This is a genomic window from Gemmatimonadetes bacterium SCN 70-22, from assembly GCA_001724275.1.
Taxonomy (GTDB): Bacteria; Gemmatimonadota; Gemmatimonadetes; order Gemmatimonadales; family Gemmatimonadaceae; genus SCN-70-22.
On record MEDZ01000013.1, the window covers coordinates 46,140 to 66,834 of the forward strand.

General features: G+C 70.5%; 13 protein-coding genes. 3 read left to right on the plus strand and 10 right to left on the minus strand.

What is annotated here, in order from left to right:
- Positions 1-24 precede the first annotated feature (24 nt).
- From ABS52_08520 to ABS52_08540, 5 genes are all read right to left on the minus strand, one after another.
- Positions 25-1,269 carry a hypothetical protein gene (locus ABS52_08520; protein ID ODT03639.1) on the minus strand — a complete coding sequence of 415 codons (1,245 nt, stop codon included), beginning with the start codon at positions 1,267-1,269 and terminating at the stop codon, positions 25-27.
- A gap of 22 nt (positions 1,270-1,291) precedes the next feature.
- Positions 1,292-4,255 carry a hypothetical protein gene (locus tag ABS52_08525; GenBank protein ID ODT03640.1) on the minus strand — a complete coding sequence of 988 codons (2,964 nt, stop codon included), beginning with the start codon at positions 4,253-4,255 and terminating at the stop codon, positions 1,292-1,294.
- Between the two features lie 186 nt (positions 4,256-4,441).
- Positions 4,442-5,626, minus strand: a complete 1,185-nt coding sequence (locus ABS52_08530; protein ID ODT03641.1) for a hypothetical protein — start codon at positions 5,624-5,626, stop codon at positions 4,442-4,444.
- Positions 5,627-5,755: 129 nt separating this feature from the next.
- A complete protein-coding gene (locus ABS52_08535; protein ID ODT03642.1) occupies positions 5,756-6,355 on the minus strand; it encodes a hypothetical protein in 600 nt (199 codons plus the stop codon).
- 209 nt (positions 6,356-6,564) lie between these two features.
- A complete protein-coding gene (locus ABS52_08540) occupies positions 6,565-7,773 on the minus strand; it encodes a hypothetical protein (protein ODT03643.1) in 1,209 nt (402 codons plus the stop codon).
- Between the two features lie 196 nt (positions 7,774-7,969).
- Here ABS52_08540 and ABS52_08545 point away from each other — a divergent pair, with 196 nt between their 5' ends.
- Positions 7,970-10,123 carry a hypothetical protein gene (locus tag ABS52_08545; protein ODT03644.1) on the plus strand — a complete coding sequence of 718 codons (2,154 nt, stop codon included), beginning with the start codon at positions 7,970-7,972 and terminating at the stop codon, positions 10,121-10,123.
- Positions 10,124-10,432: 309 nt separating this feature from the next.
- Positions 10,433-11,065, plus strand: coding sequence for a hypothetical protein (locus ABS52_08550; GenBank protein ODT03645.1), 633 nt, complete (start codon positions 10,433-10,435; stop codon positions 11,063-11,065).
- Between the two features lie 186 nt (positions 11,066-11,251).
- Here the strand turns inward: ABS52_08550 and ABS52_08555 are convergent, their stop codons facing one another.
- From ABS52_08555 to ABS52_08565, 3 genes are all read right to left on the minus strand, one after another.
- Complete coding sequence (locus ABS52_08555; protein ODT03646.1) at positions 11,252-12,490, minus strand: serine hydrolase; 1,239 nt, start codon at positions 12,488-12,490, stop codon at positions 11,252-11,254.
- A 50-nt stretch (positions 12,491-12,540) separates the two neighbouring features.
- Positions 12,541-15,621, minus strand: coding sequence for a hypothetical protein (locus tag ABS52_08560; GenBank protein ODT03647.1), 3,081 nt, complete (start codon positions 15,619-15,621; stop codon positions 12,541-12,543).
- Positions 15,622-15,682: 61 nt separating this feature from the next.
- Positions 15,683-17,773 carry a hypothetical protein gene (locus ABS52_08565; GenBank protein ID ODT03648.1) on the minus strand — a complete coding sequence of 697 codons (2,091 nt, stop codon included), beginning with the start codon at positions 17,771-17,773 and terminating at the stop codon, positions 15,683-15,685.
- 212 nt (positions 17,774-17,985) lie between these two features.
- Between ABS52_08565 and ABS52_08570 the strand changes: the two genes are divergently transcribed.
- Complete coding sequence (locus tag ABS52_08570; protein ID ODT03649.1) at positions 17,986-19,662, plus strand: hypothetical protein; 1,677 nt, start codon at positions 17,986-17,988, stop codon at positions 19,660-19,662.
- A 64-nt stretch (positions 19,663-19,726) separates the two neighbouring features.
- On the opposite strand, the gene ABS52_08575 is transcribed toward ABS52_08570, so the two are convergent.
- Both ABS52_08575 and ABS52_08580 read right to left on the minus strand, forming a co-directional pair.
- The gene (locus ABS52_08575; protein ID ODT03650.1) at positions 19,727-20,401 is read right to left on the minus strand and encodes a hydrolase; all 675 of its coding nucleotides are present in this window, start codon (positions 20,399-20,401) and stop codon (positions 19,727-19,729) included.
- 21 nt (positions 20,402-20,422) lie between these two features.
- A complete protein-coding gene (locus ABS52_08580; protein ODT03651.1) occupies positions 20,423-20,608 on the minus strand; it encodes a hypothetical protein in 186 nt (61 codons plus the stop codon).
- Positions 20,609-20,695 lie beyond the last annotated feature (87 nt).

Here is a 20,695-nt window from a genome sequence, read left to right on the forward strand (position 1 = left end):
CTAACTACTCCCTGCGCCCAGCGGTCACCCGCCACGCAGGTTGGGGTTGGACTGCGTCTCGTTGAGGCTGATGGGGATGCACTTGTCGCGCGCATCCAGGAAGGAGTTCTTGGCCGGTCCGGTCTCGGCGTTCCAGCGGCGCAGGTCCCACAGGCGGCGCGCCTCGAGCCAGAGCGTCGCCCCGCGCTCGCGCTGCAGGATCGGCCACGCCTCGGCCAGCGTCGTCGCGGAAAGCGAGGGGAGCGGAGCCGCCGGCGTGCTGTAGAACGCACGCACCTGGTTGATGAGCGTCATCGCACCGGCCACGTCGTTGCCGCGCAACGCAGCTTCGGCGCGGAGGAGGAGCATTTCCGTTCCCTTCACCATGGGGATGTCGGAGCCGAGGTTGAGGTACTTGCGCTGGCGGAAGAAGGTGGTGCGCCCGTCCTGCCCGACGGCGAGGGCGCCGCTGCTGGTGCGGACGGTGTCCCACGGAACGCGCGGATCCTTCACCGTCGCCCAGTAGGTGTTGTACACCGTGAACTCCGACCGCGTCGTGGTCTCGAAGACGAGGTCATTGTTCTCGGCCGAGGTGTTGGTGGAGAACGGCGCCACGAAGACGTAGCTGGTGGGGACCAGCTGCGCATCGGTGACGGCGGCGTTCCAGTTCCCCTGCCAGGCGCGCACCGAGGCGCGCCCGCCATACGCCACGCGCAGGAGCGAATCCTTGATGGCGCCGCTCAGCCCCGTCGCGATGCGGATGGCCTCGGTGAACTGCGCCTCGGCGCGCGAGAAGTGGAGCTTGTAGTCGCCGGACGGGCCGCCGTCGATCACGGAGTTGCAGACCAGTTCGCCCAGGAGGCGGTTGGAGAGCCCTGCGTAGATGTTGGCGCGCGCCGCCAGCGGTGAGGTGTCGTACGCGGTGCCGAGCACCGCCTTCATGCGCACGATCCCCTGCTCCGCCACCCATCGCGCCCGGTGCATGGCGCCCCAATCGCCATTGATGTCCTCGGGGCGAATGATCCCGCGGTTCCAGAGCCCTTCACCCGGGCCGTAGCTCCCCGAGTGATAGAGGTCGTCGGACATGATCGAGACGCCCTGCGTGACCGCGTCGTAGGCACGCGAGAGGTCGAACGACATCCCGGTCACCAGCCCGGGCATGGCGGTGGCGACGTTGAGGTTGTCGTCGGCGATGGGACCCGGGTTGGAGACGTCGAAGAAGTTGCAGCCGGTGATGGCTGCGAGGGCGACAGCGGCCGAGGCGCGTCGCACGATCCTGTTCAGTCGCATCGTGTCTGATCCTCGGTAGGGGTTACCAGTTGGTCCGGAAGGAGAGCGAGAACGAGCGCAGCTGCGGGAGGTTGTAGTACTCGCGGCGCCCGATCTGGCTGTCGGTCTGGTCGGCCGACTCGGGGTCGAGCCCGGTGTAGTCGGTGCTGATGAAGAGGTTGCGCCCGGCCAGGGTCAGCGTGCCGCCCCGTGACCCCGGGATCCAGTGCGAGGGCACCTTGTACGACATCGAGACGTAGCGCAGGCGGAAGAAGTCGATCTTCTCGATCCACGCGTCGGCCATGTTCTGCGCCGAGTTGTAGCCGCACTTCACGCGCTCGAGGGCGGTGAGGCCATCGGCGGCACCGGCCTGCCCCTTGGCGGCGGCGATGATCTTGCGCTGCGCGTCGTAGCACGGGCGCCAGTTGCCACGGATGGCGTTCTGGTAGCCGATGTAGTTGATGTTGTAACCCCCCTTCTGGAACTCGCCCAGCCCGTCGATGGTGAGCTTGTCGAAGAGCGTGAGCGTGGAGCCGAGGCCGAGGATGTTGGTGGGCCAGGTGGGGCCGATGTACATGTTGGTGTCGGACCGCACCGGCGCCTCGAGCTTCCCCGCGTTGAGGATCTTGCGGGCGAAGAGCGACGTCACCGGATAGCCGACGCGCACCTCGGTGAACGACCCGCCGACGGTGATGAGCGGCTCGTCGCCCAGGTCGGTGGCCTCGCTCTTGATGTTCGTGTAGTTCACGCGAGCGCGCCAATCGACGGCGGCGCGCCGCACGAGCCCGGCGTCGACCTTGGCCTCGAAGCCGCGGTTGTTGACCTCACCGATGTTCTCGAGCTGCCGGTTGAGGAAGCCCTGGCTGGGCGGGTACCGCACCTGGATGAGCGCGTCCTGGGTGCGGGTGTTGAAGTAGGTCATGTCGACCGAGATGCGGCCGGCATAGGCGCTGGCCTCGAGTCCGACCTCGGTCTCGCGCGTGCGCTCCGGTCCGAGATTCTTGTTGCCCAGCTGGTTCGGCGTGAAGCCCGGCTTGGCCTCGTCGCCGGCGATCGGGTCCCACGTGCGCACGGCGTCGAAGGCGCCGGGAGCCTTCCCCGACTCGCCGACGGCGGCGCGCAGCTTGAACGTCTCGATCTTGTCCTTGGGCCAGAAGTCGTGGTCCGAGAGGGCGTAGGCGAAGCCCACCTTGGGGTACCACTGCAGGCCGAAGTCCTTGCCGAAGGCGCTGTTGCCGTCGACGCGCATGCCTAACGTGAGGAAGGCGCGGTCCCGCCACCCCACCTGCTCCTGGAAGAAGAGCCCCGCGTTCACGACGCGGCGGCGCGTATCGGCACCCACCGTGCGCCGCGCAGCGCTGGTGAGCACGGGGTCGCCCGGCCCCGAGAACTCGTCACCCGTGATCGACGTGCTGACCAGGTTGTCCTGGAAGAGCTGCCCGCCCAGCGACGTGGCGGTGGTGAAGTTCCCGCGGAAGTCCTTCTTGTACGTGGAGGCGTAGTCGATCGAGAGGAACTGGCGCACCCACTCGGACTGCGAGAGCTGCCCGACCGCGTTGCGCAGGTGCCCGAAGGGGATGATCGAGCGGTTCTCGACGTTGTTGTAGTCGTAGCCGACCGACAGGCGGTTCGTCCAGGCGTCGACCGGGTTGTAGTTCATCGTGAAGCCGGAAATGTAGTGGTCCGACTTCGTCTTGGTCCCGATGGTGAGCGCGGCATTGTTGTTCATGCAGATGATGCCGCTGGTCTTGCACCCGGAGCCGCGATAGTTGCCGGCCGTCCCGCGGGCCACGTTCAGGAGGAAGCCATTGGCCAGGTTGCCGTCGGCCACCCAGTCCTGATCACCCTTCTGGTACGACGAGTTGAGCGCGAGCTCGAGCTTCTGGAACGGGCGGAACGAGAAGTTGCCTCGGAAGCCGCCGGTGGTGTACGCGTTGGACTCCAGCGCCCCCTGCTCGTCGGAGAGGTTCCCGGCCAGGAAGTACTGCGCGACGTCGGTCCCGCCGGCCACCGAGAGCGCCGCCTTCTGCACCATCCCGGTGCGGATCCACTTGCCGCGCGACGGGCAGGTGGCATCCTCGAACGGGACGTTCTCGCCGAACTTCGCGCTCGTGGGGACGATGTCGATGCCGAAGAGCTCCGGGCCGCGGCAATCCTTGAGGTACACCGCGGTGGGGTCGCCCTTGACGTCGAGGTAATCGAGGTCGTTGGTCCCGCCGGTGAGGTCGAGCGACCACTGCGGCTTCCCCGAGCGGCCACGTTTGGTGAAGATCTGGATCACCCCCCCCGCAGCCTCGGTGCCGTAGAGCGTCGTCGCCGCCGCCCCCTTCACCACCTCGACGCGCTCGATGTCCTCCGAGCGGATGTCGTTGAAGGGGTTGATGGTCTGGCGAGCGTTGGGGACCGTGGGACTGTTGCCGCTGTAGATGCGGACGCCGTCCACGTAGATGATCGGGTTGTTGTCCTGCGAGATGGAGTTGTTGCCGCGCAGGCGGATCTGCCCCCCCGCACCCGGCTGCCCGGAGTTTGCCAGGACGGTCACCCCCGGCGTCTGCGCCGACAGGAGCTGCTGCGCGTTGGCGACCGGGGCGTTCTGGATCTGCTCCGCCGAGATCGTGGCCATGGAGTTGGAGATCTCCTTGCGGCGCACGTCACCGGTGGCGGTGACGACCACCTGCTCCAGCGCCACCGGCGCCTCGCGGATGGTGAAGTCGAGCGTCGCCGTCTCGCCGGCCACCACGGTGACCTGTGCCGTGGCAGGTGCAAAGCCGAGGCGCACGACACGGATCGTGCGCGGACCCGCGGGGACGTTGCTGAGGCGATACTCGCCCTCGTCGTTGGTCATGGTGCCGATCGTCGTCCCGACCACGCCCACCTGGGCCTGGGGGAGCGGGCGATTGGCTCCCTCGACGGTCACCCGCCCGCGCACCGACCCGGTGGCCTGGGCCGCGAGTGGTGAGGCGAGGGCGAACACGAGGCCGGCAGCCAAAGCCGGGCCGAGCAGCATTCGACGGAAGTCTCTTGTCATGGGGGGTGAACTCCTGGGGGGGAACGACGGATGGTGCAATCGACGGCGGGGGCGGGAAGCGCCACATCATGCAGCACGCCCCGTCACCAAGGCAACGGGATTGGGACGAGTCGCGCTGCGAGCCGCGGCGCGATGGAGCGCGCCGTCGGATCGCCGCTCGACGCCCTAGCGTGTGCGCAGCGGTGGTTGCGGCTTGGAGAGATCGAGGTACGGTCGCAGGTGCCAGTCGAAGAAGGTCCAGGTGCGGTTCCACGAGTCGATCTGCTCCGGCGAATCGACCCGCTCCAGCGTCTCCGAATCGACCCGGCGGCTGAAGGCGTGCCCCACCGACGATCCCCACGGCGCCGGGTCGTGATAGACCACCGTCTCGGCGAGGTCGGGCTTGAGGGCGCGGAGCTTCCACACCAGCTGCTCGTCTTCCACGAAGTTCACGTCCTCGTCGTTGGTGGCGACGTGCACGAGGATGGGGCGCTGCAGCTTCTCCACGTGATAGAGCGGGGAGCGCTTGATGTACTCCTCGCGCTTCTCGTGCGGGAGCCCGCGAATGGCCGCCTGCGTCGAGAACGAGCGCTGGTAGCCGGGCCCCTTGTAGCCGAGGCGGAAGACGAGGTTGGTGACGGGGACGATCGCGGCCCCGGCCTTGAGCGGCGTCTCGCCACGGAAGAGGAGGTGCGCCGTGATGAAGCCGCCGTGGCTCCACCCCATGATCCCGATGCGCTCGCTATCGACGTGCGGGAGCGTCTTGAGGTAGGCCACCGCACCGAAGACGTCGTCCAGCTCCTTGCCGCCATAATCGATGGCGTTGTAGTGCTCGGCGCCGTAGCCGGTGCTCCCGCGGTAATCCGGGGCGATGATGACGTAGCCGCGCGCCACCGCCTCCTTCACGAAGGGGAGCATCGTCGCCCCCCAGTTGCCGTGCACCCCGCCGTGCACCCAGATCATCGCCGCGTGCCCGCGGGGGCCGCGCTTGCTCAGCGGCTGGAACAGGTAGGCCGGGATGTCCATGTCGCCGGCGGCGCTGCGATAGGTGACCTTCTGGAAGTCCATCACCCCCGCACTGCGCGCCGCATAGATGCTGTCGATGCGCGCCTTGTCCTTCATGTCCGCGGCGTGATTGCGCTGCGGATGGTCGGCGGGGTCGGCACTGACGTACAACGACTCGGCGCGGGTGGTGGGACGCGGCCGGGCGCCGTTGCCCGAGCCGCGGTTCGCCCCCGACTGCGCCAGCGCCGGTCCAGCGAGCACGAGGGTGGCGAGGATCGTGGCCGGCATCCATGCCCGGCGCGGAATGGACGGGAGGAGGACCTGCATGCGCGAAAGCTCCAGCAGCGGATGGAACGGACGATGCACGGCGGTATGATGCGGACGAGAAGACGCCCAATATGGACGCGGGGCACCGGCGAGCAAGGGCCCCCCGGTGCCCCATGCGCCGCGCCCGGTTAGAGGCGTCACATCAGCACGTCGCGCCCGGCGCCACGGTCAGCTCGCCGACGCGAAATGACACCCCGCTTCCTGCGCACGCAGGACGGCGAAGATCCCGTTAGGCTGCAGGATGACCCCAGGGACCAGCTGTTCGGCAGCCCGCTGGCGCGCGTCAGCAGCATCGAGTTTGTCTGCCTGCTGGATGCGCGAGGCGACGAAGCGGAACGCCCAGCCGCAGGCCAGGACGATGCCGCCGTTCGCGATGAACGTCTCGAGCGTGTAGCGGCGCGCCTGCTCGGTGTCGGGACGGGAGCGGGCGCTGATCGGGTTCACCTTCGTCCACTTCTTCCCCTTGTCGTCGCGAAGCTTGTGCTCCTTGCCGAGGTCGAAGCGCGCCCAGTAGTCGTCGTTCATGACGAGGTCGATGGCCGCATGCCGCAGCACGAGGACCGAGGTGATGTCACGCTTCTCGACGCCGTACACTTCCTTGTACAAGTCGGCCCAGGCGGCGGCGCGCACCATGGGCGCGCCATCCGAGATCTCGGGACCGTCGAAGACGGCGCGGTACTTCCCGGTCACGCGCGACACCCAGCTCATGTCCCAGGTGTCGGCCACGGGGAGGGGGTGATCGTCGGGGAACGGCGTCGGCGCCGACATGGCTCGCGCCAACGACGGCGTGCCGGCGACGCCCAGCAGCGAGGCGCCCCCGAGCCAGGAGAGGAAATGTCGACGTGGTGTGGGCATGCGCGGTCGGGTTGGTGGACGGGAGCGAGCGGGAGAATGTACCGGGGAGCCGGTTGGGGGCGCGAGGGACGTTGGCGGATGCCGCGCGATCCGGCGCCGCGAGGAGCGGCTGGGAGACGCGTTCAGCGCCCCGCCGTGCCGAGCCCCAGCGGGACGAAGCGCCCCTCTCCCACCCTCCCGGCGCGCACTTCATAGACCGTCACCCCCGACGGAAAGGTGACCCCTCCCCCCTCGGTGGGGGCGAGCACCGCCGCGCCCTGGTCGAAGCGCGTGTCGACGCCGGCGTACCGGAGCGACTCGCGCGCATGCACGTGCCCCGCCAGCGCCAGCGGATAGGGCCGCCCCCTCATCCGCTCGATCACCGCGCTGGCGTTCGATACGGTGTGGCGGAACGACTTCTTCCCCCCGACGTCGATCACGCTCGGCGCCGGCGGCTCCTCGGAATAGCCATGGATGACCTCGAGGGCGCTGAAGAAGGGGATGTGGTTGAAGGTGACCACCGGCCGTCCGGGCGGGACCACGGCGAGGTCGCGGGCCAGCCACTGCAGCTGCAACGAATCGACGTGCCCGTAGTACCGGGTGTCGTCCATGTCGACCGTGTTGAGGCCGACGAAGTGGATGCCGCCGGCGTTGAACGAGTAGTAATCCGGGCCACGGAAGTGCCGGTACATGCCGCGCCCGTAGAGGGGATGCGCCGCGCTCACCCCCGAACGCTCACGCTCGATCCCGAAGATCTCGTGGTTCCCCGGAACCGTCCACAGGGGGACCTTCACCTTCGCCGCCTCGGCGCCGAAGAGCTCGTAGTAGCCAGCCGCCTCCGCCTCGCCCACGCGCAGCGCGTCTCGCACCAGGTCGCCGGTGACGATCACGAACGAGGGGGCGATGGAGTCGACCAGCGCCAGGAGGCGGCGCATGCGCGGGAGCGACCGCTGGTCGACGTGCACATCCGAGGCGTGGATGAACGTGATGCGCGCCGACGGTGCGCGGCGGCGCAACGGGAAGTCGACGATCGCCCCGCTGGCGGCGGGGGCCCAGAAGCGCCCCGCCGCGCGATAACCCTCGGGGACGCTCACGAAGACGACCCCCGTCCCGTTGCGACTGGCCAGGCGGTAGCGCCCCGCGCCGTCGGTGACGACGACCGTGTCCTGGTCGGAGACGGCGACCCCGGCGATCCCCGGTTCGCTGGCGTCGCGCGCCCCATTGCCGTTGCGGTCGGCGAAGACGACGCCGCTGATGCCGTCCTGGGACACTCGGGGCATGCCATCGGGGGGGACGCCGGGCGCAAGGGACACGGCGGCCACGACGGCGAGGATCGGGGGGGCGATCAACATGGGAGATGGCACTGAAGGGGTGCTACAAGCTCGACCTCGCACCCCGGCGGCACCAGCCCGCGCGCTCCCGTCGCGACGCCGCGGGGGCATGTAGGGGCATGCCCGACGGCACCACTACGTACTTGCCACAGTTCACCTGTTGCCGCGGGCGACAGATCGTATGTACATGCCGAAAAACCCACTTTTCCGACCTCTCATGGGGGCGCTGGTCTTCGCCATCGCCCTTTCGACTTCTGGGGCGGCGCAGGAACGCCCCCCCCGCCCCGCCGATTCCACTCGCACCCTGCGCACCGTCACCGTGACGGCGACGCGCGAGCCGACCGACATCCGCCGGGTGCCGGCGCCGGTGACGGTGCTCGATTCGTCGAGCATTCGCGAGCTGACCCCCAACAGCGCCGCCGACCTCCTGCGCGAGGCCCCCGGCGTCGACGTCGTGGGGACGGGGCCCAACCAGGGGCGCCCCTCGATTCGCGGGCAGCGCGGGCAGCGCATCCTCCTGCTGCAGGATGGGCTGCGCCTCAACAACAATCGTCGCCAGCAGGACTTCGGCGAGCTCCCCGCGCTGGTCGATGTCGACCAGATCGAGCGCGTGGAGGTCGTGCGCGGCCCGTCGTCGGTGCTGTACGGCTCCGACGCCATCGGCGGGGTGATCAACCTCATCACGCGCACGCCGCGCAGCGACGGCACCACCCGCGTGCGCGGGAGCCTGGGGTACCGCTTCACCGGGGCCGGTGACCAGCAGCGGGGCGACGGCTCGGTGACCTTCACGCGCCGCGCCTTCGCCTTCACCGCCAGCGGCTCGCTGCGCAATGCCGGCAACTACGAGGTCCCCGGGGGGAGCTTCGGCGACCTCACCCTTCCCGACGGGATCAGGCTCGAGGACTCCGGCGTGCGCGACCGCTCGCTGAACCTGCAGGCCTCGTGGCGCGGGACGGGGCGCAGCAGCGCCTGGGTCCGGCACGATCGGTACGTGGCGCGCGACGCTGGCTTCGGCTTCGTGGAGCCGCGCATCCTGGGCGACACGTCGGCACGCATCAAGCTGGTGTACCCGTGGCAGTCGGTGCAGAAGACGTCGGCCGGGGTGAACTTCTCCTCGTTAGGCTCGCCGATCGCCGACCGCGTCGACCTGAGCCTCTACGCGCAGGGCAACGACCGCGACTTCGACTCGTTCGTGGACGTCTACATCCCCACCGGTCCCGGACGCACGGCGGTGATCAACAGCCGCAGCTTCAACCGCACCGACGTGAACAGCGCCGGGCTGCGCATCGAGGCCGCCAAGGTGCTGAGCCGCGCCACCTTCACCTACGGCGTCGACGCGGTGCGCGACGACGCCACGGCGAAGGACTCGGCCTGGTCGCGGACGACGGGCTTCGGCCCCGCGCCGATCGTCAGCTCCAACACGCGCCCCTCGCTGCCCGACGCCGACATGAGCAACCTCGGCGCCTTCGTCCAGGGCGACTGGCGCCTGCACGACCGCTTCTCGCTCATCACCGGGGTGCGCCACCACGAGGTGCACGCCGAGACGCGGAAGACCACCGGGCTCCCCGACAGCACGGCGGGGCTGGTGGCCAACAACCGCACCACCGTCTACGCGGTGAACGGGATCTACCGCGTCACCGACCACGTGAGTGCGGTGGCCACCTACGGCCGCGGCTTCCGCGCCCCCAACCTCATCGAGCGCTACTTCTCCGGGCCGTCGACCGACGGCACGGCGATCCAGATCGCCAACCCGGCGCTCGAGCCCGAAACCTCGAAGAACGTCGACGTCGGCCTCCGCTTCAACTTCAAGCGCGTCGACGCGGAGTACTTCTACTTCCGCAACAACCTGCGCGACGGGATCCTGACGCGCCCCACCGGGCGCATGATCGGGCGGCAGGCCGAGTACCAGAACATCAACGTGGAGCGCCTGCGCACGTACGGGCACGAGGCATCGCTCCGCATCGACCTCACGCGCGGCTTCGACCTCACCAGCAACTACACGAAGCTGGAGACGAAGAACCCCGATTCCCCCGACATCCCGGTCGCCGGGACCTACAGCTCCAAGCTCAACGCGGCGCTGGGCTACCGCCCATCGAGCGGGCGCTACTGGGCCGAGGGGGCGGTGCGCCACCAGGGACGGCAACAGGACATCAACCTCGGGGAGTCGCCCATTGGCCCTGTCCTGCCGTCGTTCACGGTGGTGAACCTGCGTGGCGGGCTCCGCGTGGCGACGATCGGCGGGCGTCCGCAGGACCTGGCGCTCGCGATCAACAACGTGGGCAACGCGCTCTACGCCGAGGCGGCCAACAGCGCCTTCGTCCGCCCCGAGCCGGGGCGGCACGTGGTGCTGTCGGTGCGGACCAGCTTCTGAGTCGCAGCCTGCTCGCGCCTGGGGCAGCTCGACCGGCGCACGAAGACGCCCGGTACGTGGTGGGACACCTCCTGGGTCGTTAGGCTCCAGCGCCTCCCCCGCCGTGGCCGACGCTCGCGTCGCGCACCGGCGGGGGCTTCGGTTTCGGCCGTCCCGGGTCGCGACGCCCGGCGGCCCAGGGGACGCGGTCGTCGTTGGCCGCGTGCACGAAGCGCGTCGCCGCCTTCACGCGGCCAGCATGGGCAAGCGGCGACTGGCGTCCCCCGGCGCACGGACGAAGATTGTCGCCATCGGCCCGACGGAGACGACATGCCCTTCCTTGGACATCCACGCCGCTCGCTCTACCGGGTCGGCATCGTGACCCTGCTCCTGACGGCGTGCTCGAGGCGCAACACCGGGCCCTACTCCGAACCCGCCCTGCGCGCGGAGCTGCTGTCACGCGTGGCCCGGGACCAGGCGGTACGTGACACGTTCCAGGTGCAGCTGCGGCAGACGGGAACCATCACCCCTGCGCTCTTCGCCTCGATGTCGCGCGTGGACTCGGCGAATTTCCTGTGGTTGCGCGAGGTCGTGCGGAGCCAGGGATTCCCGACGCACGCGCAGGTCGGGCGCGACGGCGTGGCGGCCGCGACGCTTCTCGTTCAGCACGCCGACGCGGCCCCCGACTTCCAGGGCGAGATGCTCCCCACCTTCGAAGCGCTCCACCGTTCGGGCGATGTCACCGGCCAGGAGCTCGCCCTCCTCACCGACCGCGTCGCCAAGGCACGGGGGCGTCCGCAGCGCTACGGCTCGCAGACCACGATCGTCGACGGCAAGGTCATCATCGACCCGATCGAGGATTCCGCGGGGGTCGATGCTCGGCGGCGCGCGCTGGGCCTGCCACCTCTCGCCGAGTACAAGCGGGTGCTCGACTCGCTGTACGCGCGGGAGGGCGGGCGGTAGGCGGGAGACAAACGCGCTCCCTCCTCGCGGGCGAGGCGTCGACGTCTTCACGATGGTGCGGCAGGACGGTCGCTGGCGCATCTCGGCGATGACGTGGAGCGCCGAACAGCCGCCCGTGGGCGCGCGGCACCCCGGGCGTCCGCCGCCAGGCACAAAGCCGCGAGCCGGTGAAGGGGCGGGGCGGCGCTACTTCACCACTGCCGCCATCAGCTTCCCGAGGAAGTCGTTGACCTGCCCGTTCTCGATCCACCGGATCACCGCCACGAGGTCATGCTCGGGATCGACGAAGATGATGTTGGTCCCGTTCCCCACATGGCCGAAGGCCGACGCCGGGGCGCTCGGCATCCACTTGCGGTCGGTGTTGAGGAACCAGTTCATGTAGCCGTACGTCGGCTGCGGAACGGTAGGGGTGAGCGACCGCTTGACCCACTCCTCGGACAGGATGCGCGTGTCGCCCCACACGCCGCGGCGCAGGGTCAGGAGGCCGAAGCGCGCCATGTCCCAGGCGTTGATGAACATCCCGCCCCCCCAGTGCCCGCCGCCCGACACCACCTGCACCGGGCGCCCGTCGAGCGTGATCCAGGCGTTGTCGTAGCCGTTCCACCGCCAGCTGCGCGAGGCGCCGATGGGATCCATGAGGTTGTCGCGCAGCACCTCGGGGAGCGGGCGGCGCCAGATGTTGGTGGCGGCGAGGGCGAGCACGTTGACGCGCACGTCGTTGTACTCGTACGCGGTCCCGGCCGGCTTGCGGGGGCGGGTGCGCCACTCGGCGGCGTCCTGCGCCGGCCGGTCGGCCCACTCGGGCTTCCCCCACAGCGTCCCCTCCCAGTCGCTCGTCTGCCGCAGCATGTCGTCCCACGTGATGGTGCGGTTGTGCGGCGTGTCCCACGGGTCGATGAACATCGGCCGCCCCATGTCGGTCCCCGGCTCGGAGGGCGCCGTCAGGCGCAAGCGGTAGGTGGGGGCCTGCGACTTCCAGACGGTGTCGCGCACCGAGCCGATGAGCCCGCGGTCGAACGCCATCCCCACGGTGGCCGAGAGGAACGACTTGGTGACCGAGTGCGTCATGTCGACGCGATCGGGTTCCCCCCAGCTGGCCACCAGGTAGCCGCCGCGCACGATCACCCCGGTCTGCGCGCCGCGCGGCGTGAAGGGACCGATCCCCTGCCCGAAGGGCTCCACGCGCCCGAAGGAGCGGTAGTGCGATTCCTCCATGTCGCGCGGGGCGCGTGCCTCGTTCGCGATGGCGAAGGCGATGGCGTCGGCGAGCTTCACGGAGTCGATCCCCGCCGCGGCCGGGGAACGGCGCTCCCAGGTGGCACCCGGGACGTACGGCGCCGCGGTGCGTCCGCGTTGGGCGGGCTGGGCCGCCGCGGCACTGCTGGTGGCGGCGAAGGCGAGGGCGATGAGGCGAGTCGTGCGCACGGGGAGCTCGAGCTGGGGGGAGGTGGGGCGGGGTGCTGGTGGCGCTGGCGTCACGGAACCGGGACGGGGGCGAGCGTGACCCCGGCCCCGGCGGCGCGGCGCTGCAGGTCGGCGAAGGCGCCGGCCAGGAAGGCGTTGAGGGCGGTGAGGTCCTCGCGGAGCTTCGCCGCCAGCTGCTCGAGCGCGCGCTGCTGGGCGACGGTCGGGGCGGTGGACGACGCCTGCATCGACCCGTCGAGGTCGAGCAGGCCGAACTTGGGACCTCCGAAGCCCGCGCCGAAGCGGGATCTCAACGAGTCGAGCCCTTGCCTGACCTGCCCCATGAGCGGGGCGAGCGAGTCGCGGCGCGACGGCGTCGAGGCGAGCGCCGTCTCGAGGCGGGACCGTTCGGCGGCCATGCGCTTGTGCAGCTCGACGCCGTCGTTGAAGGACTTCTGGAGCGCCGCCAGCCGCACCGACGCCTCGTGCCGCGCCTGCGGCGCGCCGGCGGCGATCTCGACGCGCGTGTCGGCGGTGACGTCGACGGGCTGGGAGAGCTGCTTCCCCCGCGCCGTGAGCGTCACCGTGTAGCGCCCGGGGAGGACCCAGGGTCCGGCGGGGACGCCGAACCACCCCTCGTCGGCATCCGTCACCCCCGGGGCGCGGTCGTGGCGCAGGTCCCACGCCGTCCGGTGGAGCCCAGGCGTCGCCTTCACGTCGACGCTGCGCACGGTGCGTCCCTGCGCGTCGGTGACGACGAGCCGGGCCGTGGTGTCGCCCGCCGTGGTCGCCGCGCCTAACGCGTAGGTGACGATGGCCCCCTGCGGCGGGTTGGGCGCCTGGAAGTTGCGCGCCCCCGGGGTGGGGAGGACCCGGGTGATGTAGCGCTGCGACGCGGGACGGATGGGATAGAGGGCGGCGTCGCCGGGAGCCGCCGCCGGGGCCCCCCGGTCGAACAGGGCGATGTCGTCCAGGACGATGATGCTCCGCCCGTGCGTTCCCAGCAGGAGGTCCTTCTCGCGCGGGTGGATGGCGATGTCGTCGATGCGCACGCGCGGGAGCGACCCGCCCGCGTGCACCCACGTGCGGCCGCCGTCGAAGGTGACGTACAGGCCGAACTCGGTTCCCGCGAAGAGCACGTCGCGGTTGGAGGGGTGCTCGGCGAGCGACTTGATGGCGTGCCCGCCCGGGAAGTCGCCGACGGCGCTCACCCACGTGGCACCGCCGTCGGTCGTGCGGAACAGGTACGGCGCCATGTCGTCGTCGTAGTGGCCATCGAAGGCGACGTAGGCGGTCCGCGCGTCGTGCGCCGACCAGAGCACGCGGCTCACCCAGCGAGGCGCCGGGAGGCGGAAGCGCGGCGAGAGGTTGCTCCAGGTCGCGCCCCCGTCCATCGACAGCTGCACCAGGCCGTCGTCGGTGCCGACGAGGAGGGCGCCGGCGGTGCGTGGCGACTCGGAGATGGTGGTGATCGTCCCGTAGTCGCTCACCCCGTCGTCGCGCGACAGCGTCGTGGAATCGCGGACCATCCCCATGATCGGGAGCGCCTTCCAGTCGAGCTTGCGGGTGAGGTCCGGGCTGATCACGTCCCATGACTCGCCACCATTGCGCGTGCGGAACAGCTTGTTGCCGCCATAGTACACCGTGCGCGGATCGTGCGGCGAGCGCACCATCGGCGTGCTCCAGTTGAAGCGGTACGATTCCCCGGTGTCGGCCGGCACCGGGCGGATGCCGCGCTCCTCGCGTGTCGCCAGGTGCACGCGGTAGGCGCGCCCTCCCTGCGAGTTGGCGTAGATGTAGCGCGGGTCGGCGGGGTCGGTCACGGTGAAGAAGCCGTCGCCATAGGCGACGTTGATCACGTCGGCGTTGGTGATCCCGACGCCGTTGTACGTGCGTGCCGGGAGCCCCCACGTCCCGTTGTCCTGCGCCCCGCCATACACGTAGTAGGGGTCGCGATCGTCGACGTCGATGTCGTAGAACTGCCCGATGGGGAGGTTGTCGACGAAGTCCCAGCTCTTCGCCCCGTCGTGGGTGAGGTACAGCCCTCCGTCGTTCCCGAGCACCATGTGGTTCCCGTCGTCCGGGTCCAGCCACAGGGCGTGATGGTCGACGTGGATCCGGTCGCCGGTGCTGTCGGTCGTGAACGTCTTCCCGCCGTCGATCGACTTGTGCAGGTAGGTGCCGAGCACCCAGACGCGGTCGGGGTGCTGCGGATCGACGCGGATCTGCGAGTAGTACATGGGACGCGGGTTCAGCGACGAGACGCGCGTCCAGCTGTTGCCGCGATCATCGGAGCGGAAGACGCCGCCGACCTTGGCCTCGACGATGGCATACACCGTGCTCGGCTGGCTGGGGGCGATCGCGATCCCGATGCGCCCCTTCACCCCCACCGGGAGGCCGTTGGTGAGCGGTTCCCAGTGGTCGCCGCCGTCGCGGGAGCGGTACAGGCGGCTCCCCGGACCACCGCCGATGAAGCCGTAACCCCGACGCTGCCGCTGGTACATCGCCGCGTAGACGGTGCGCCCGTCGGGGTCCAGCGCCAGGTCGACCGCGCCGGTGACGCTGTCGCCGGCCAGGACCTTCTTCCACGACGCACCGCCGTCGGTGGTGCGGTAGACGCCGCGCTCCGCGTTAGGCCCCCAGAGGTGGCCGAGGGCGGCGACGAAGACGGTGTTCGGGTCGCGCGGGTGCACCACGACGCGCCCGATGTGGTGCGTGTCGCGGAGCCCCATGTGCGTCCACGTCTCGCCGCCGTCGAGCGAGCGGTAGATGCCATCGCCCCACGTGGAGCTCTGCCGGTTGTTGGGCTCGCCCGTCCCGACCCAGACGATCCCGGGGTCGCTCGGCGCCACCGCGATGTCGCCGATGGAGGTCGAACGCCCGTCACGGTCGAAGACCGGGGACCACGTCGTCCCGTTGTTGGTGGAGCGGAAGACACCACCCCCCGCGGTCCCGACGAAGATCGCCCTCCCCCGCCCCGTCCGCGACGGGGCGACCTCGATGTCGTCGATGCGCCCGCCGAACGAGGCGGGGCCGATGTGGCGCCAGGGGAGGGTGGAGAGATCCTGCGCACCGAGCGACGAGGCGGCGGCGGCCATGGCGACGCCTGCGACGTGCACTCGGACGAGCTGCGTGACGGAACGGAGGGACATGACGTTAGGCATGAAATGGTTCGTGCGGATGGACGGTCGTCCGGGCGAGTGCGGACGAGGCTCAGCGCAGGGCGCCGACGTGGCGCAGGAGGAATTCGAGTTCCTGCGTGGCCAGGGCGACGTTCCCGCTCATCGAGCGCCCGCCGGCGTGCCCGGAGCGCAGGTCGTGGAGGAGGACGACCGGCTTCCCCGAGGCGGTGGCCTCCTGCAACCGCGCGGTGAAGCGGCGCGCCTGCCACGGCGGGACGCGCGTGTCGTTCATCCCCGTCTGCACCATGACGGCGGGGTACCGCACCCCGTCGCGCACGTTCTGGTACGGCGAGTACGTGCGGATCGCCGCGAACTGCTCGGCGTTCCGCGCGTCGCCGTACTCCAGCAGCGCGGGCGCGTTGTTGTGCGTGACGAACCAGGGGAAGCGCACCAGGTCGAGGTCGGGAACGCCGACGAAGGCAGCGGCGAAGAGCTCCGGGCGCTGGGTGAGGGCAGCCCCCATCAGGAGCCCGCCGTTGCTCGCGCCGCGGATGGCCAGTCGCTCGGGCGCGGTGAAGCCCGAGTCCACGAGGAACCGGGCCGCCGAGATGAAGTCGTCGAAGACGTTCTGCTTGTTGAGCAGCATCCCCGCCTGGTGCCACGCCTCGCCGAATTCGTTGCCGCCGCGCAGCGTGGCCTGCACGTAGATCCCCCCGCGCTCCACCCAGAGCGCCGCGCGCGGGTCGAAACGCGGGCCGAGGCTCAGCGTGAAGCCGCCGTAGCCGTTGAGCAGCGCCGGCGTGTTGCGGCTGCGGACGTGCCCGCGCTTCTGCACCACCCACAGCGGGGCGCGCGTCCCGTCCTTCGAGCGGTACCAGTGCTGCGACACCTCGAAGGCGGCGGTGTCGAAGGGGATCAGGCTCGCCTCGTCGACCGTGCGGGCGCCGGAGGCGAGGTCGACGGCGTAGGTGACGCTCGGCTGCGCGAAGCCGGTGACGGTGAGGAGCGCGGTGCCACGCCCCCCGGCCCGAAGGGCGACGGTGGAATGCGGCGGGACCGGCAGCTCGCCCGCCGGCGCCCCGTCGCGCGTGAAGGCGGCGATGCGGTGACTCGCGTTGCGCAGGTAGGTGACGTAGAGCCTTCCGTCGATGAGGGCGAAGGCGTCGATGACGTCCTCGCCCTCGGGAATCACGGTGCGCCAGGCCTCGCGCCGGGGGTTCGCGAAGTCGACCGCGACGATCCTGCCGCGCGGGGCGTCGAGATCGGTGCGCATCCACAGCTCGTCGTCGACGACCTGTGCCGTGAAGTGCGCGTCGAGCCCCTCGGTGATGCGCGTGCGCGTCCCGGTCCGGGTATCCTCCAGCACGATCTCGTTTCGCGCCCACCCGTGCCCGATGGTGTAGATGCGGACCTTCCCCTCCCTGGCCGTGGCCACCCCGAGGAAGTGCGTGGGGGGGAGGAACTCGCCGTAGACGAGCGAATCGCTCCCCGGCGACGTGCCGAGCCGGTGGTACCGGAAGCGGGGTCCCTCGTAGCGCGAACGGTGGACGTAGTAGATCCCGCGTCCGTCAGGCGCAAACGAGAGCGCGGCGTAGAGCGCGCGCGGGAGCGAGTCGGGGAGGTCGCGCCCGGTGCGCAGGTCCCGGAGCCTCACCGTGATCTCGTCGGGCCCGCCGTCGCGCACCGAGTACATCAGCAGCGAGCCATCGGGCGACAGCGCCTCGATCGCGACGCTGGTCGTCCCGTCGGCGCGAAGCGCGAGCGGGTCGACGACGCGCTCGTACTGCGCATCGGGGACGATGCGCCCCGCCTCGGGCGCCCAGCGGCGGCGATAGATCGCGGCGACCTCCTCCCCCTTCCGCCGCAGCGTGAAGTACTCGTGGTCACCGCCGCGCCTCGGCGGCGACGACTGCGGCACGTCCATCAACTCGCGCAACCGGGTGCCCAGGGCACGCCGCCCCGGAGTGTCCGGCCCCAGCACCTGCAACGCATACCGGTTCTGCGCCTCGATCCAGGCCAGTACGTCCGGCGACGTCTGGGACTCCAACCAGCGAAAGCGATCCTCGACGGCGATGCCGTGCAGGGTATCGACCGTGGGCGTTGCCCGGGTTGGCGGCGTCGCCTGGCTCGCAGCGGCCATCGGCGCCAGCGGTGCGATGACGGCGGCGACGAGCACGGGCATGCGTCGCCCGAGGCGCTGTGAGATTCGAGGGAAGGACATGACGGAAGGCTCCGGAGCGGCGATGGTCGCTGAAGGTACGCCCCGCCACGCCGTTCCGCTGCCCTCGGCACCGGCACGTCACGCGGGATCGCGCCGGGCGCGCGCCCTTGCGCGGCGCGGACCCGCGAGGCATCTGGATGATTCGTCACCTCCCACGTCGCCCGCCCTCTCCCATGCATCCCACTTCCGCTCTCGTCCTGCGCCTGGGCGCCTGGTGCGCCATCGCCGTCACCATGCCGCTGGGCGCGCAGGTACCGCCGCGCGACATCGCGGCGCGCGTCGACTCCCTCTTCGCCGCCCACAACCGCACCGACGCCCCCGGCCTCGCCGTCGCCGTCGTGCGCGACGGCCGCATGATCTTCGCCAAGGGGTACGGGATGGCCGACCTCGAGCACCGGGTCCCCATCACCCCGGCCACCGTCTTCGACGTGGCCTCGGTGTCGAAGCAGTTCGCGGGGATGGCCATCGCCATGCTCGCCGACCAGGGAAAGCTCCGACTCGACGACGACGTGCGGCGCTACATCCCCGAGATGGCCGACATGGGGCATCCGATCACGATCAATCACCTGGTGCATCACACCAGCGGGTTGCGCGACTGGCCGGGGACGCTCGGGGTGGCCGGGTGGCGCATGGACGACGTGATCTCGTTCGACCAGATCCTGACGATGGCCTTTCACCAGCGGACGCTCAACTTCGTCCCCGGCGCCGAGTACACGTACAGCAACACGGGCTACAACCTGCTGGCCGAAGTGGTGCAGCGCGTCACCGGGAAGTCGTTCCGCGCATGGACGGAGGAGAACCTCTTCGCGCCGCTGGGGATGCGGCGCAGCGTCTTCCGCGACGACCACGCGCTGGTGGTCGCCGACCGCGCCTTCGGGTATGCGCGCGCCGCCGATGGCAGCTGGCGGCACACGACCAACAACCTGACGGCGCTGGGGTCGTCGTCCCTCCTCAGCACCGTGGAGGACCTGGCGCGCTGGGTGGTCAACTTCGACTCGGCGCGGGTCGGAGGCGCTCGGGCCCTGGCCATGACGCGCACGCGCGGGGTGCTGAACGACGGCTCGACCATCCCCTACGCATTCGGCGTCTCGCACGGCGAGTACCGCGGGGCCCCCACGGTGGCGCACAGCGGGTCGTGGGCGTCGTTCGTGTCGTACCTGGTGCACTTCCCCCAGCAACGCCTCGGGGTGGTGGTGCTCGCCAACACGCCGGCGGTGAACGCGTCACGATCGGCGTTTCAGGTGGCCGACATCTTCCTTGGCCGCGAGCTCACCGGCCCCCCCGACGTGGCCGTCACCGAGGCGCCGGCGGTGGCGATGCCGGCGGCGACGCTCGAGCGGTACGTGGGGACGTATCGCCTCGGCCCCGGCTGGTACGCGCGCGTGCGTCGTGACGGCGCCGCACTCACCGTGCAGGCCACCAACGAGGCGGCGGTGCCGATGGTCGCCCGCGGCGAACGCGAGTTCTGGGTCCCGAACTACGGCGCGGCGATGACGTTCGTGAACGGTGGCGACGGCGCGGTGTCGCACCTGGTGTACCGCGGGCGGCCAGCGCCACGCATGCCCGCCACCGAGCCCACCCCGCTCCCCGTGCGCGACGCCGTGGGTGAGTACTTCAGCGAGGAGTTGCAGGCGACGTATCACGTGGAGCAGCGCGACGGCGCCCTGGTCATGCGGCACCGCCGCCACGGGGTGTTCCCGCTGGAGCGCCGATGGGGTGACGACTACGGCACCACCAGCTGGTTCCTGCGATCGGTCGCCTTCGCGCGCGATGCACGCGGTCGTGTGACCGGGCTCGTCGTGAACGTGGATGAGCGGAGCCGTGAGATCCGGTTCAGGAAGGTGCGCTAGCCAGGTGCACCCATGCCCGCCAGGTGCGCCCACGCCCGCCAGCTGCTCCCCCGCGCGGCGGGCGCTACGCCGCGACCGTGGCGATGTGCTCGCGGATGAACTTCGCCGCCAGCACCTGCACCTCCTCGAGCGTCCCCGGCTCCTCGAACAGGTGCGTCGCCCCGGCGACGATGGCGATCTCCCTGGGGCACGTCATCTGCGCCGCCGCCTGCTCGTTCAGCGCGATCACCTCGTCGTCGCGGCTCCCGATGATCAGGAGCGACGCCGCCCGCACGTGCGGGAGCGACGCCCCGGCCAGGTCGGGGCGGCCGCCGCGCGAGACGACGGCGCGCACGAGCGCCGGCCGCTCGGCAGCTGCAATCAGGGCCGCCGCGGCCCCCGTCGATGCCCCGAACAGGGCAATCGGGAGGGCGCGCGTCTCGGGGGCCTCGACCGCCCAGTCGATGGCCGCCACCAGGCGTGACGCGAGGAGCGGGATGTCGAACCGGTGCTGCGCCGTGTACCGGTCCACCGCATCCTCCTCCATCGTGAGGAGGTCGAGCAGGAGCGTCGCCAATCCCGCCACGTGCAACGACTGGGCGACGGCGCGGTTGCGCGTGCTCTTGCGGCTACTCCCGCTCCCATGGGCGAAGATCACGATCCCGTGCGCCCCCTCCGGGATGGTGAGGTCGGCGTCGAGCATCGCCCGCCCGGCGGGGATGCGCACCGACGACTGGTGGGTGGAACCCTGATGCGGCATGGGGGATGACATCACGCCTCCTCACCTGACCGTCGAGACGTTCAGGTAGCGATACAAGGGACAGATCCCGGTGAGCCCGGTGCCGAGCGGGAAGATCCCGATCAGGGCCCACCACGTGGTCCGTTCGCCAGCCAGGGCAAAGGTCAACAACGCGATCCCGACCACGATTCGGATCGCGCGGTCCAGCGTGCCGACGTTCCGCCACATGGCCTCCTCCTCGGGGGCTCGCGAAGGCGCCGCCAGCGTCCCCTAGGCACAGCTTGCCGGACCGACCGCCGTCGCACAACGGGAAGT

Bases quoted from the DNA above. Each gene is read 5' to 3' on its own strand.
- ABS52_08520 (ODT03639.1), bottom strand. From the start codon at position 1,269: ATGCGACTGAACAGGATCGTGCGACGCGCCTCGGCCGCTGTCGCCCTC.
- ABS52_08580 (ODT03651.1), bottom strand. From the start codon at position 20,608: ATGTGGCGGAACGTCGGCACGCTGGACCGCGCGATCCGAATCGTGGTC.
- ABS52_08550 (ODT03645.1), top strand. From the start codon at position 10,433: ATGCCCTTCCTTGGACATCCACGCCGCTCGCTCTACCGGGTCGGCATC.
- ABS52_08535 (ODT03642.1), bottom strand. From the start codon at position 6,355: ATGTCGGCGCCGACGCCGTTCCCCGACGATCACCCCCTCCCCGTGGCC.
- ABS52_08570 (ODT03649.1), top strand. From the start codon at position 17,986: ATGCATCCCACTTCCGCTCTCGTCCTGCGCCTGGGCGCCTGGTGCGCC.
- ABS52_08525 (ODT03640.1), bottom strand. From the start codon at position 4,255: ATGCTGCTCGGCCCGGCTTTGGCTGCCGGCCTCGTGTTCGCCCTCGCC.
- ABS52_08565 (ODT03648.1), bottom strand. From the start codon at position 17,773: ATGCCCGTGCTCGTCGCCGCCGTCATCGCACCGCTGGCGCCGATGGCC.
- ABS52_08540 (ODT03643.1), bottom strand. From the start codon at position 7,773: ATGTTGATCGCCCCCCCGATCCTCGCCGTCGTGGCCGCCGTGTCCCTT.
- ABS52_08545 (ODT03644.1), top strand. From the start codon at position 7,970: ATGGGGGCGCTGGTCTTCGCCATCGCCCTTTCGACTTCTGGGGCGGCG.
- ABS52_08575 (ODT03650.1), bottom strand. From the start codon at position 20,401: ATGCCGCATCAGGGTTCCACCCACCAGTCGTCGGTGCGCATCCCCGCC.
- ABS52_08560 (ODT03647.1), bottom strand. From the start codon at position 15,621: ATGTCCCTCCGTTCCGTCACGCAGCTCGTCCGAGTGCACGTCGCAGGC.